The sequence below is a fragment of the Bradyrhizobium sp. 45 genome (assembly GCF_023073155.1).
GTDB classification, from domain to species: Bacteria; Pseudomonadota; Alphaproteobacteria; order Rhizobiales; family Xanthobacteraceae; genus Bradyrhizobium; species Bradyrhizobium canariense_D.
Genome location: NZ_JADPIX010000143.1, coordinates 295,767 through 309,236, shown reverse-complemented (window position 1 = coordinate 309,236; position 13,470 = coordinate 295,767). Strand labels below are relative to the sequence as shown.

The 13,470-nt window shown below is 64.1% G+C and carries 13 protein-coding genes; 10 read left to right on the top strand and 3 right to left on the bottom strand.

What is annotated here, in order from left to right:
- The first annotated feature begins 39 nt into the window (after nucleotides 1-39).
- Nucleotides 40-819: a class II aldolase/adducin family protein gene (locus IVB42_RS33920; RefSeq protein ID WP_018456867.1), complete on the top strand. Its 780-nt coding sequence runs from the start codon at nucleotides 40-42 to the stop codon at nucleotides 817-819.
- Between the two features lie 196 nt (nucleotides 820-1,015).
- Here the strand turns inward: IVB42_RS33920 and IVB42_RS33915 are convergent, their stop codons facing one another.
- The 3 genes from IVB42_RS33915 to IVB42_RS33905 form a co-directional block, all read right to left on the bottom strand.
- Complete coding sequence (locus IVB42_RS33915) at nucleotides 1,016-2,410, bottom strand: M20/M25/M40 family metallo-hydrolase (RefSeq protein ID WP_018456868.1); 1,395 nt, start codon at nucleotides 2,408-2,410, stop codon at nucleotides 1,016-1,018.
- 53 nt (nucleotides 2,411-2,463) lie between these two features.
- Nucleotides 2,464-3,792: a glycosyltransferase family 87 protein gene (locus tag IVB42_RS33910; RefSeq protein WP_026233257.1), complete on the bottom strand. Its 1,329-nt coding sequence runs from the start codon at nucleotides 3,790-3,792 to the stop codon at nucleotides 2,464-2,466.
- 133 nt (nucleotides 3,793-3,925) lie between these two features.
- Nucleotides 3,926-5,554 (bottom strand): helicase HerA-like domain-containing protein, encoded by a 1,629-nt coding sequence (locus IVB42_RS33905; RefSeq protein ID WP_018456870.1) that lies wholly within the window; start codon nucleotides 5,552-5,554, stop codon nucleotides 3,926-3,928.
- A gap of 346 nt (nucleotides 5,555-5,900) precedes the next feature.
- Here IVB42_RS33905 and IVB42_RS33900 point away from each other — a divergent pair, with 346 nt between their 5' ends.
- From IVB42_RS33900 to scpA, 9 genes are all read left to right on the top strand, one after another.
- Nucleotides 5,901-6,266 carry a hypothetical protein gene (locus IVB42_RS33900; protein WP_018456871.1) on the top strand — a complete coding sequence of 122 codons (366 nt, stop codon included), beginning with the start codon at nucleotides 5,901-5,903 and terminating at the stop codon, nucleotides 6,264-6,266.
- Nucleotides 6,267-6,292: 26 nt separating this feature from the next.
- The gene (locus IVB42_RS33895; protein WP_018456872.1) at nucleotides 6,293-6,700 is read left to right on the top strand and encodes a DUF4332 domain-containing protein; all 408 of its coding nucleotides are present in this window, start codon (nucleotides 6,293-6,295) and stop codon (nucleotides 6,698-6,700) included.
- 271 nt (nucleotides 6,701-6,971) lie between these two features.
- Nucleotides 6,972-7,832 (top strand): dihydropteroate synthase, encoded by an 861-nt coding sequence (gene folP, locus IVB42_RS33890; protein ID WP_026233258.1) that lies wholly within the window; start codon nucleotides 6,972-6,974, stop codon nucleotides 7,830-7,832.
- Nucleotides 7,829-8,197: a dihydroneopterin aldolase gene (gene folB, locus IVB42_RS33885; protein ID WP_018456874.1), complete on the top strand. Its 369-nt coding sequence runs from the start codon at nucleotides 7,829-7,831 to the stop codon at nucleotides 8,195-8,197. Before folP ends, folB begins: the two co-directional genes overlap by 4 nt.
- Before the next feature lies 1 nt (nucleotide 8,198).
- Entirely contained in the window at nucleotides 8,199-8,690 is a 492-nt protein-coding gene (gene folK, locus IVB42_RS33880; RefSeq protein ID WP_018456875.1) for a 2-amino-4-hydroxy-6-hydroxymethyldihydropteridine diphosphokinase, read from the top strand.
- 81 nt (nucleotides 8,691-8,771) lie between these two features.
- Nucleotides 8,772-10,643 carry a methylmalonyl-CoA mutase subunit beta gene (locus IVB42_RS33875; RefSeq protein ID WP_018456876.1) on the top strand — a complete coding sequence of 624 codons (1,872 nt, stop codon included), beginning with the start codon at nucleotides 8,772-8,774 and terminating at the stop codon, nucleotides 10,641-10,643.
- A complete protein-coding gene (locus IVB42_RS33870) occupies nucleotides 10,640-11,104 on the top strand; it encodes a GFA family protein (RefSeq protein ID WP_007608185.1) in 465 nt (154 codons plus the stop codon). The genes IVB42_RS33875 and IVB42_RS33870 overlap by 4 nt, the downstream gene beginning before the upstream one ends.
- Nucleotides 11,105-11,113: 9 nt before the next feature.
- Entirely contained in the window at nucleotides 11,114-11,299 is a 186-nt protein-coding gene (locus tag IVB42_RS33865; RefSeq protein WP_018456878.1) for a hypothetical protein, read from the top strand.
- Entirely contained in the window at nucleotides 11,296-13,452 is a 2,157-nt protein-coding gene (gene scpA, locus IVB42_RS33860) for a methylmalonyl-CoA mutase (protein ID WP_018456879.1), read from the top strand. Before IVB42_RS33865 ends, scpA begins: the two co-directional genes overlap by 4 nt.
- Nucleotides 13,453-13,470 lie beyond the last annotated feature (18 nt).

Sequence of the window (13,470 nt, the reverse complement as noted above, 5' to 3'; positions counted from 1 at the left end):
GCTCCCTCCCTGCAACAACGATGTTCGGAGAGATCAGCCATGTCGCCAGCGGAAGCGCGCCTGAAGGAAGTGCCGTCGAACATGACGGAGGCCGAGTGGCAGCAACGGGTCAATCTCGCCGCCTGCTATCGCCTCGTCTCGCTCTACGGCTGGGACGACTTGGTCGACACCCACATCTCAGCGCGCGTGCCCGGCCCCGACCATCATTTCCTCATCAACCCCTACGGGCTGATGTTCGACGAGATCACGGCGTCGAGCCTCGTCAAGGTCGATCTGCACGGCAACCAGCTCTCCGAGAGCGAATACAGCGTCAACCCCGCCGGCTTCACCATCCACTCGGCGATCCACGAGGTTCGCGAGGACGCCATCTGCGTGCTGCATCTTCACACCCTCGACGGCACCGCTGTCTCGAGCAGCGCCGAAGGCCTGCTGCCGCTGAACCAGACCGCCCAGCTCGTCACCCACGACCTCGCCTATCACGACTATGAAGGTATCGCCCTCGACCACGACGAGCGGCCGCGGCTGCAGAAGGACCTAGGCGACCACAACCACATGCTCTTGCGCAACCACGGCACGCTGACGGTCGGGCGCTCGGTCGCCTCGGCCTTCGAGCGCATGTATCACCTCGAGCGAGCCTGCTCGATGCAGGTGCGTACGCGCGCGCTGGGCACGCCGGTCTACCCGGTCGACGATGTCGCGATCGACAAGAACACCGAGCTGCTCGCCAACCGCGACCGCGCCGAGCTGCGCGCCACCAACCTCGTGTGGCCACCGCTGCTACGCAAGCTGGACCGCGAGCTTCCGGGCTACCGCTCTTGAAATTTTCGGGATTTGGTGTAGGGTAACGGTCAACGAACCTCTACGCCTTTTGGAATGAAACGCCGCCCAATTCCGGGCGGCGTTTTTATTTGGCCCCGTCATTGCGAGGAGCGAAGCGACGAAGCAATCCAGGCTGGCGCCGGAGAGAGATTTCTGGATTGCTTCGCTACGCTCGCAATGACGAGGAAAGAGCGCCCTACTTCACCTCCGCCAGCGCCGCGAGGATGCGGGCCCAGGAACGGATGCCTTTCTGGAAACTGCGGAGGTCGTACTTCTCGTTCGGCGAGTGGATATTGTCGTCGTCGAGGCCGAAACCGACGAGCAGCGAATCCAGCCCAAGCGTACGCTTGAAGTCCGCGACGATCGGGATCGAGGCGCCCGAGCCCATCAACACGGTCTCCTTGCCCCATTCCTCGGTCAGCGCGGTCTTGGCCGCGGCGAGCGGCTTCATGTTCCAGTCGAGCGCAATCGCAGGCCCGGCAGAGTGGTCGCCGAACTCGACCTTGCAGTCTCCCGGAATGCGCGCCGTCACGTACTCACGGAAAGCCTTGCGGATCTTTTGCGGATCCTGCCCTTCGACCAGTCGGAACGAGACCTTGGCCGAGGCGTGCGACGGGATCACCGTCTTCGAGCCCTCACCGATATAACCGCCCCAGATGCCGTTGACGTCGCAGGTCGGACGCGTGGAAGCTTGCTCGACCAGGAGCCTGCCCTTCTCGCCGGCCGGTATCGATAGCCCAACGGGCTTGAGGAATGTGTCCGGCGTGAAATCGAGCTTCTTCCACTGCGCGAGAATATCCGGCGGCGTGTCCTTCACCCCATCATAGAAGCCCGGAATGGTGATGCGATTGTCGTCGTCGAACAGCGCGCCGAGAATTTTGGTCAGCACCCGGATCGGGTTCATCGCGCTACCGCCGAACACGCCGGAATGCAGGTCGCGATTGGCGGCGGTGATCTTGAGCTCCTCATAGAGCAGGCCGCGCAGCGAGGTCGTGATCGCCGGCGTGTTGCGGTCCCACATGCCGGTGTCGCAGACCAGCACGTAGTCAGCCTTAAACTCGTCCTTGTTGGCTTCGATGAAGGGCACGAAGTTCTTCGAGCCGACTTCTTCCTCGCCTTCAATCAAAAACGTGACGTCGATCGGCAGCGACCCCGTCACCTTCTTCCAGGCGCGGCAGGCCTCGACGAAGGTCATGACCTGGCCCTTGTCGTCCTCGGCGCCGCGCGCCACGATGATCTTGCGGCCATCGGCATGGTCGGTCACAACAGGCTCGAATGGCGGGCGGTGCCAGAGCTCGAGCGGATCGACCGGCTGCACATCATAGTGGCCGTAGAACAGCACATGCGGACGGCCGCCCGCGAAGCTCTTGCCGACGACCGCGGGATGGCCGGCGGTTGGCCTCACTTCAGTGGCAACGCCGAGGCTCGCGATGTCCCTGGCAAGATGCTCGGCCGCCGCCTTGCAATCGGCCGCGAAGGCCGGATCGGCGGAGATCGACTTGATCCGCAACAGCGAGAACAGGCGCTCCAGGCTGTTGTCGAACTCCTTATCGATGTGGTCGAGCACGGATTGAAGCTGCGCATTTGCCATTGGTCGTATTCCCTGCGTTCGAATCCCAAGACGTCGGGGCTCAAGATGTCTTCTCAAGAACTATCGGCTTTTAGCGCTGCCGCGGCGTTGGGGCCAGCCGCAACCGGCGGATGCCGGATGTGCCATGCGAGACTAGCTGCGAGCACCGCCGTGGCGACGAGGTTGTTGCCCCAGGCCTGCAAGACATTTGGAAACCACGGCAGCGCCAGCAGCATGAGGATGCCGGCGGCGCCAAGGGCGAGCCAGGTTCCAAGGCGCACGTTCGCCCGCTCGTCGAAGGCGGCACGATGCATCAGCACCGTCATCGGGAAGAACAGCCACATGAAGTAGTATTGCCGCGCCAGAGGCGATGCCACCGTCATCAGGCAGAACAGGATGCCGAGTTCCTCGGCGTCCGAACGCGCCGTGCGCCGCGCTTGCCGTGGCATGACCGCGACGAAGCCGAGTCCGAGCAACGCCGACAGCGCCAGCACGATCCAGTTCGCCGTCCTGTAATCGACGTCGATGACATTCATCGTGCGCGGCGGCTTGCTCGGATCCTCCTGATTGTAGTTGATTGGCCGGACCAGCCGGTGCGTGACAGCAATGAGTGACTGGTTCACCCACGACCAGTTCTGCTCGTCGCGCTGGCCAAATCCTTTTTCCGAACTCGACCCGACCATGCCCTGATACCAGGTCTTGACCTCGGCGGCGTTGCGCTCGAAGCCGCGAATGGGGGCCGGCACGATATAGAGAAGTATGCCGGCGAACGCGACCGTAGCGACGGCGGCTCCCCACTTTCGCCGCCAGACCAGATAGGGCAGCACCGCAATGGGAAACACCTTGATGGCGGCGGCGAGCGCGAACATGAAGCCTGCGAGCCAGGAGCGCTGATGCTGCAAACTCCAGAAGCCGTAGAGCATCATCGCCAGCAAGACGAGGTTCGGCTGGCCAAGATCGAACATGTCGAACACGAAGGTCACGGTGACGAGAGCGGGCAGCGCCTCCAGCCAAGGGCCAGGCGTCCGGCCCGAACCGCTCATGGCATTGGAGAGCATCCCGGTGTACCACCACGCCGCAATATTCAGGATCGACAGCACGCTGTAGAGCGCGATCTTGCCGAACCAGCTCGGGACTGCCAGCAGGATCGCCGGCAGCGGTGGGTAGATGAACTCGAAGTACTGGTGGATATCGCCGGGATAGAGCGGCCCACCCTTCAAGACCTGCTGCCCGGCCCAGTACCACAGGCCGTAGTCCTTGGTCTTGCCGTGCCCGAAGATCTCGGGACCAAGGACATCGGCAGCCAGGATGAAGCAGCAGAGCAGGAAGAGCAGGTCGAGTGGCGCACGCAACGACAGGGTTCGGAGTGCGCCGGATCGAACGAAAGATTTAGGTGAGGTCACGATGTGGTCCAGTCAGGGGCCATAGCACCTAGCAGACCAACGAACGCTTGGAGAGTCCTGATCACCCGAATTTGTACCCGCCGCGCACAAGCGGCGGGTTTGCGGAGGAGTTGCCTCAAACGAGGCTTTCTGCCTACCTGCGCAGCAAGCCGCCGAGCGCGCCGCGGACCAGCGTGCGGCCGATCGAGCCACCAAGCTGGCCGGCGACGGACTTGCCGATATTGGCCGCCATCCCCCCGATTACCTGATTGGTGACCGATCGGGTCACGTCGCGGGCGATGACCTGGCCCGTCGAGAGGCGGCCGCGCTTGACGTTCGTGCCGAAGATGGTGCCGACCATCGAGCCGATCTGGCCGAGGATGCCACCGCCTCCAATGCCGCCGGCCGCGCCGGGATCGGCAGTCGCCGCCGTGCCGGCAATGCGCTTCTGGATGATCTCGTAGGCGGACTCTGCATCAACGGCGGTGTCGTATTTGCCCTTCACCGGGCTTGCATCCATGATCGCCTTGCGCTCTTCCGGCGTGATCGGTCCGATCCGGGCCGATGGCGGCCGGATCATCACCCGCTCGACCATCGCCGGCGTGCCGTTGCCTTCGAGAAAGGACACCAGCGCCTCGCCCTTGCCGAGCTCCATGATCACCTTGGCGGTGTCGAGCTTCGGGTTGGGGCGGAAGGTCTGGGCCGCAGCGGCGACCGCCTTCTGGTCGCGCGGGGTGAAGGCGCGCAGCGCGTGCTGCACCCGGTTGCCCAATTGTCCGAGCACGCGGTCGGGCACGTCGACCGGGTTTTGAGTCACGAAATAAACGCCGACGCCTTTGGAGCGGATCAGGCGCACCACCTGCTCGATCTTGTCCATCAGCGCCTTGGGCGCGTCGTTGAACAACAGATGCGCCTCGTCGAAGAAGAAGACCAGCTTCGGCTTGGGCAGGTCACCGGCCTCGGGCAGCTCCTCGAACAATTCCGACAGCATCCACAGCAGGAATGTCGCGTAAAGCCGTGGGCTCTGCAGCAGTTTGTCGGCGACGAGGATGTTGACCATGCCGCGGCCGTCGCGGTCGGTCTTCATGAAGTCCTTCAGCGTCAGCGCCGGCTCGCCGAAGAATTTGGTGGCGCCCTGGTTCTCGAGCACCAGAAGCTGGCGCTGGATGGTGCCGACCGTGGCCTTGGTGACATTACCAAAACCCTGCGCCGCCTTCTTGATCTCGGCAAGCGGACTGTCCTCGGCATCCGTCCCCTTCTTGCCCGCATCGGGCACGATGGCATCGAGCAGCGCGCGCAGATCCTTCATGTCGATCAGGGTCAGCCCGTTGTCGTCGGCGACGCGAAAGGCGACGTTGAGCACGCCTTCCTGCACGTCGTTCAGGTCCAGCATACGTGCGAGCAGCAGCGGGCCCATTTCTGTGACGGTCGCACGGACCGGGTGGCCCTGCTCGCCGAACACGTCCCAGAACACCGTCGAGAACTGGTCGGGCTCGAACGTCAGTCCCATCTCGGTGGCGCGCTTGACGATGAAATCCGCGGGCACGCCGACCTCGGAGATGCCCGAGAGGTCGCCCTTGATGTCGGCCGCGAAGACCGGAACACCGGCGCGCGCAAATCCTTCCGCCATAACCTGCAGCGAGACCGTCTTGCCGGTTCCGGTTGCACCTGTGACGAGGCCGTGGCGATTGGCGAACGCCAGCGTCAGCCAAGCCTGCTCGTTTCCTTTACCGACGAAGATTTTGTCGTCGGTATCACCGAGCTTGCTGTCCTGTGCGGTCATTATTCCCTGATCTCTCTGCCCTGTTTCGCATATCGAAACTCGAATGCACAGTTCCGTAGTTTAACGCATGTCGCGCGCTGATTGAAACCATTCAACGCGCTCCGGGCATGCGACATCGTCGGAAATATGCAGGTGGACATCCGCCGAAAGTAGGAAGGACGCATTCGCATCGCGGCATTTTTTTGCCGATTTCATCTCCGCTCTTGCATCACTGCAACACTTCTCGCGCGTTCGAGAATGAATCGGAACGTTGATGGCGTTCATCGCTTGTATTTCACACCACACCGGCTCAAGATCATTTTCGAAAGCAATACTCCGGCATGTGAACCGGCTGAGGGGCGGCCATATGGACGAGCTAATCGGGCGGCTGGCGACAAACGCCAGCATAGATAGTGCTGTCGCCGAAAAGACCGTCGGCATTATCTTGGGCTTCCTCCGCAACGAGGGTCCTTCCGACAGCGTCCAGGTCCTGATCGACCAGATTCCAGGTGCAGAAGCGGCAATCGAGGCATCCGGCACCGGCGGAGGACTGTCGCGGCTGATGGGCGGCGGCCTGATGGCGGTCGGCACGCGCCTGATGGGCCTGGGACTTGGCATGTCCGAGATTCAGAACATCGCCCGTGAACTTTTTCGCTTCGGCCGAGACAAAATCGGAGCGGATCAGATGGGCAAGATCATCGCGGGGACCCCGGGCCTCAGCCAGTTCGCCTGACGCCTGCGCATTTCACATCGAGTATCATGACATATCCGATCTCCGAGATTGAGGGCCTGTCGGCCTTTGCCGCCAACAAGTTGAAGGCGCAGGGTATCCGCACCACCGACGCGCTGCTCGAGGCGGCTTCGACCGTGAAGGGCCGCAAGGCGCTCTCCGTGAAGACCGGCATCAGCGAGCAGTTGCTGCTGGAATGGGCCAACGTCTCCGACTACATGCGCATCCCCGGCATGGGCAGGGCCAAGGTCGGTCTGGTCCGCGCCGCCGGCGTCACCACCGTGCGCGAGCTCGCCTACCGTAACCCGGCAAGGCTCGCCCAGAGCATGCGGGACGCCAACGAGAAGAAAAAGCTGCTCCGCATCCTGCCCTCGGAGAAGTCGGTCGGCGACATCATCGCCAAGGCGAAGAAGCTGCCGCCGAAGATTTCGTATTAGGACTGCTGCTCTCCGCATACGGGGTGGGCGCTACTCTCTCGGCATTGTTTTGCCCGATGAGCAACAATGCATCCCAACTCTGCCGTCATACCCCGCGAAAGCGGGGTATCCAGTACGCCGCGGCTCCTCCGTATCGCGGCACTGTCTCTGGATACTGGATTGCCCGCTTTCGCGGGCAATGACAGCGAGGGTGTGCGACGCCCTGTCCAAACGCTGGCAACCCACGCCTTCCCGTCTTGACTCCCCCTCCCCGACCGCTAAAGCGGGCCGCATGAATGCCTCGCCCTCCCCATCCGTCCCGGCGGCCGGTTCAGTCGGGCTTGACGTGCTGCGGACGTTACTGGAGCGGCCGATCCCGGCGGTGATGGGCGTGCTCAACGTCACCCCGGATTCATTCTCCGACGGCGGCGAATTCATCGCGCCCGAGCAGGCACTCGCGCGGGCGCGGGCGATGATCGAGGTGGGGGTCGACATCATCGATATCGGTGCCGAGTCCACCCGGCCCTACAAGGGCGCCCGGCCGGTCACCGCGGCAGACGAACTGGCCCGGCTCAAGCCGGTGCTATCGGACATCGTGGCGCTCGGCGTGCCGGTCTCGATCGACAGCATGAAGGCCGAGGTGGTGGCCTTTGCGCTCGATCAGGGCGCTGCGATCGCCAACGACGTCTGGGGCCTGCAACGCGACGCCGGCATGGCGCCGCTGGTGGCCGCGAGGAGCGTCCCTGTCATCGTCATGCATAACCGCGACAGGGTCGATCCCGCCATCGACATCATTGCGGACATGAAGGCGTTCTTCCAGCGCTCGCTGGATATCGCGGCACAAGCCGGCATCGCCCGCGACAAGATCGTGCTCGATCCCGGCATCGGCTTCGGCAAGACGGCAGAACAGAGCATGATTGCACTGGCACGACTTCGCGAGCTCGACATGTTCGGCCTGCCGATCCTCGTTGGTGCCTCGCGAAAACGCTTCATCGCCTCGGTGTCGCCGTCGGAGCCGACCGAGCGGCTCGCCGGCTCGATCGCCGCACATCTGCTCGCCGCACAACGCGGCGCGAAAATCATCCGCACCCACGACGTCGCCGAGACCTTGCAGGCCCTGCGAGTGGCGCACGCAATCGAGAGCAAGCCATGACCGATACGATCTTCGTAACCGGCCTGTCGATCCATGCCCGCCACGGCGTGATGGAGCACGAGACCGAGGTCGGCCAACGCTTTGTCATCGACCTCGAGCTCTATACCGACCTGTCGGAGCCTTCCCGCAGCGACCGGCTCGCCGACACCGTGTCCTACGCCGACGTCGTGGCGACCACCACCGCGGCCTTCAAGAACACCAATTACAAGCTACTGGAGCGCGCGGCCGGCGCGGTGGCCGACGCCATCCTGTCGCACTTTCCGCGCATCCGTGCGGTCAAGATCACCGTGCACAAGCCGCATGCGCCGATCGCCGCGATCTTCGACGACGTCGGCGTCATGCTGACGCGCTCGCGGCACCCCTGACATGGCGAGCGTCCTGATTGCGCTCGGCGGCAATGTCGGCGATGTCCGCGCGACCTTCCAGAAGGCAATCGCCCATATCTGCGGCATGGCGCAGGCCGCTTTGATCGCGCGCTCGTCGGACTATGCGACGCCGCCCTGGGGCGACGAGGACCAGGCTCCCTTCATCAACGCCTGCATCGAGATCGAGACCAGCCTTGATCCGCATGCGCTCCTGTTCGTGATGCAGAAGGTCGAGCAGAAATTCGGCCGCACGCGCGATAAAGAGCGGCGCTGGGGCCCGCGCACGCTCGATCTCGACATGATCGCCTATGACGATGTGTCGATGCAGAAGCCTGACCTGACCCTGCCGCATCCGCGCCTATTCGAGCGCGCCTTTGTGCTGGTGCCGCTGGCCGAGATCGCGCCCGACCGCGTGATCGCAGGCATTCGTGTCCATGACGGTCTCGCCAGCGTCTCGACACAAGGCATTGAGCGGCTTCCGGATACCGGTTAACCAAAAACAACCGTTTGCAGGGACGGCCGGCCGTGGCAATTTCGCCTGCGAACAACAAGATTTTCGGGAGCCCTTCGCCGCATGACCTCCGCGACTGACGACCTGCCGCTGGCGGCGGATTTTCCCAAGGCGACCGTCGACGACTGGCGCAAGCTGGTCGATGGCGTGCTAAAGGGCGCGCCGTTCGAGAAGCTGGTCGCCAAGACCTATGACGGACTCAAGATCGATCCGCTCTATCCGCGCGCCAAAGGTGTTGCGCCCGTGGTGGGCCGGCCGGCGGCGGCGCCCTGGCGGATCATGCAGCGGATCGACCATCCCGATGCAAGTGCGGCGAATGCGCAGGCACTGACCGATCTCGAAAATGGCGCGACGGGTCTGGCGCTGGTGTTCGCCGGCGGCAATGCCGCTCACGGTTTCGGGCTGGAACCGACCGCCGACGCAGTCGCAAGGATCTTGAAGGACGTCCATCTCGATGCCGGCATCGGCCTCGAGCTCGAGATCGGTCCGCAATCGCGGATGGCGGCGATCCACGTCGCGGAATATGTGAAGAGCAAGGGCATCGATCCCGGGGCCTGCGACATCCGCTTCGGGCTCGATCCGCTCGCGGCCTGCGCGGTGTGGGGCCACAGCCCCTATACCTGGGATGAGATCGTTCCGGCCATCACCGGCGGCGTCAAGGGCCTCTCCGCGCTCGGCTTCAAGGGGCCGTTTACATCGGCCGACGGACGCGTGATCCACGATGCCGGTGGCTCGGAGGCGCAGGAGCTCGCCTTCGCGCTCGCCTGCGGCGTCGCTTATTTCCGCGCGATCGAGGGCGCGGGCGTTCCTCTGGAGCAGGCGCAGGGCATGGTCTATGCGCGGCTTGCCGCGGATGCAGACCAGTTCCTCACCATGGCAAAATTCCGCGCATTGCGGCTGCTGTGGGCGCGTATCGAGACGGCGTGCGGGCTCACGCCAAAACCGCTGTACATCGCCGCCGATACCGCTTGGCGCATCCTGACGCAGCGCGATCCCTATGTGAACATGCTGCGCGCGACCATGGCGACGTTTGCGGCCGGACTTGCCGGCGCCAACGCGGTCACCGTGCTGCCGCATACGCTGGCGCTCGGCCTGCCCGATCCATTCGCACGGCGCGTGGCGCGCAATACTCAGCTCGTGCTGCTGGAAGAGAGCAACCTCGCCAAGGTCAGCGATCCCGCGGCAGGCGCAGGCGGCATCGAGACGCTGACCGGCCAGCTCTGCGACGCGGCTTGGGCGCTCTTCCAGGAGAGCGAGAGAGCCGGCGGCGCCTTCGCTGCGCTTCAGCAGGGCCTGTTCCAGAGCAAGGTCGCGGCTGCGCGAAAAGCCCGCGACGCCAACATCGCAAAACGCCGCGACGTGCTGACCGGCGCCAGTGAGTTTCCGAACCTGCACGAGAACGAGACTGCGGTGCTGAAGGCGACGCCGATCGCGCTGGCGCCCTATGGCGAGCAAAAATACAAGTTCGACCCGCTGCCGCCGATCCGGCTTGCGGAACCGTTCGAGGCGCTGCGCGACAAATCCGATGCGGCCTTGAAGGCACACGGCGCGCGGCCGAAAGTCTTCTTGGCCAATCTCGGCACGCCCGCTGATTTCACGGCGCGCGCGACCTTTGCCAAAAGCCTGTTCGAGACCGGCGGCATCCAGGCTGTCGACAGCGAGGGCTTCGCTGATCCGGCCCAGCTAGCTGCGGCCTTCAAGGCCTCCGGCGCCGGGCTCGCCTGTCTTTGTTCCAGCGACAAGGTTTATGCGGAACACGCCCAAGCCGCGGCGCAGGCCCTGCAAACCGCCGGGGCCCGACTTATCTATCTGGCAGGCCGCCCGACCGATGTCGAGGCGGCGCTGCGTGCAGCCGGCGTCACCGGCTTCGTCTTTGCCGGTGCCGATGCGCTTGCGACGCTGCAAGACACGTATCGACGGATGGAGCAGCCATGACGGAAGCAGGCAAACCCGTTCTCACCGGCGGCTGCCAATGCGGGGCAGTGCGCTTTGGAGTCATGACGGCGCCGAACAGGGTTTCGATCTGCCACTGCCGGATGTGCCAGAAGGCCAGCGGCGCGCCGTTCGCCTCTTTTGCCGACATCAACAAGACGGACTTCGCCTGGACCAAGGGAAAGCCGTCGTTCTTCCGCTCCTCCTCCATCGCCGAGCGCGGCTTTTGCGCCGCCTGCGGCACGCCGCTGAGCTTTGGCCGCATCGACGGCGATCGGATCGAGATCATGACCGGCGCGTTCGACCGCCCGGACCACGTGGTGCCGACGCGGCAGTTCGGCACCGAGTCCCGTCTCGGCTGGGTGGTCGGGATCGCCAATCTTCCAAGCCAGACCACGCAGCAGAATTACGGACCGGAGAAGATGGCGACCATCGTCAGCCATCAGCATCCGGACCATGATTGAGGCGCCGCCATGTTTCAGCTGCTCGGACAAACGTTGCTCGGTCTGGCAGAATGGAAGATTGGGAAGCTGTTCGCGCGGCTGCTCTGGGTTGGGACCGGCCAAATTACTCAGAGCCGCTTGGACGATCCCGTCTACAAGAAAAATGTGCAAAAGCTGATTGAGCGCAATCGCAGGTTTGAGGATCCCAAGGAATGACCCGCATTCCCAATTTCGCCGACGTCGCCTTCGAGCGCGCCGCCGCCGGCGCCCCGACCGGCAGCGCCGAGCCGTGGCTGACGCCCGAGGGCATTCTGGTGAAGCCCGCTTATAGCGAGGCCGATCTGGCCGGGCTCGACTTCCTCGATACCTATCCGGGCATCGCGCCTTATCTGCGCGGCCCCTACCCGACCATGTATGTCAACCAGCCTTGGACCGTCAGGCAATATGCCGGCTTCTCCACCGCGGAGGATTCCAACGCGTTCTACCGCCGCAATCTCGCGGCCGGACAGAAGGGCCTCTCGGTCGCGTTCGATCTCGCCACCCATCGCGGCTATGACAGCGACCATCCGCGCGTCGGCGGCGACGTCGGCATGGCCGGCGTTGCCATCGATTCCATCTACGACATGCGCACGCTGTTTGCGGGCATTCCGCTCGACCAGATGAGCGTGTCCATGACCATGAACGGCGCGGTGCTGCCGATCCTCGCGCTCTACGTTGCGGCGGCCGAGGAACAGGGCGTGCCGCCGGAGAAGCTCTCAGGGACCATTCAGAACGACATTCTGAAAGAGTTCATGGTGCGCAACACCTACATCTATCCGCCCGCGCCTTCGATGCGGATCATCTCGGACATTTTTGCGTATACCTCGCAAAAAATGCCGAAATACAATTCGATCTCGATCTCCGGCTATCACATGCAAGAGGCCGGCGCGACGCAGGACCTCGAGCTCGCCTATACGCTGGCCGACGGCGTCGAATACCTTCGTGCCGGCCTTGCGGCGGGCCTCGATGTCGACCGCTTCGCGCCGCGGCTGTCGTTCTTCTGGGCGACCGGGATGAACTTCTTCATGGAAGTGGCCAAGATGCGCGCCGCGCGGCTGCTCTGGGCGAAGCTGCTGAAGCCTTTCAATCCGAAGGATCCGCGCTCGCTGTCACTGCGCACGCATTGCCAGACATCCGGCTGGTCGCTGACCGCGCAGGACGTCTTCAACAACGTGATGCGCACGACTGTGGAAGCGATGGCGGCGACGCAAGGCCACACCCAGTCGCTGCACACCAATGCGCTCGACGAGGCGCTCGCTTTGCCGACCGACTTTTCGGCGCGCATTGCCCGCAACACCCAGCTCTTCCTGCAGCACGAGAGCGGCACCACCCGCATCATCGATCCCTGGGGCGGCTCGTATTATGTCGAGCGTCTCACCCGCGACCTCGCCGCCAAGGCCTGGGGCCACATCCAGGAGGTCGAGGAGCTCGGGGGTATGGCCAAGGCGATCGAGGCCGGCGTACCGAAGCTGCGCATCGAGGAAGCCTCGGCCAAGACCCAGGCCCGCATCGACGCCGGCAAGCAGGCGGTGATCGGCGTCAACAAATACAAGCCGACGGACGAAGCTCCGATCGATATCCTCAAGGTCGACAATACCAATGTCCGCCGGCTCCAGATCGACAAGCTGACGCGGCTGAAGTCCGAACGCAACCAAAAGGACGTCGAGGCCGCGCTCGCCGCGCTGACGCGCTCGGCGGGCGAAGGCAACGGCAATCTGTTGGCGCTGGCCATCGACGCTGCGCGCGCGAAGGCAACCGTCGGCGAGATCTCGGACGCGATGGAGAAGGTGTTCGGCCGGCACCGCGCCGAGATCAAATCCATCACCGGCGTCTACAAGCGGGAGGCGTCCAGCATGGGTAACCGGGTCGAGAAGGTTCAGGCGCTGATCGACGCCTTCGAGGAGGCGGAAGGCCGCCGTCCGCGCATCCTGGTCGCAAAAATCGGTCAGGACGGTCACGACCGCGGCCAGAAGGTGATCGCGTCGGCCTTCGCCGATATCGGCTTCGACGTCGACATTGGGCCGCTGTTCGCGACCGCCGACGAAGCCGCGCGCCAAGCGGTCGAGAACGACGTCCACATCCTCGGCGTCTCCTCGCTTGCCGCCGCCCACCTCACCGCAGTGCCGGAGCTCAAGGCCGCGCTGAAGAAGCAGGGCCGCGACGACATCATGATCATCGTCGGCGGCGTGGTGCCGCCACAGGATTACGATGCGCTCTACGCGGCCGGCGCGGAAGCCATCTTCCCGCCGGGCACGGTGATCGCGGACGCGGCCGAGGAGCTGATCCGCAAGCTGAACGCCCGGCTCGGGCATAGCGAGGCGGCAGAGTAATTCGGCCGCCGCTCGGCA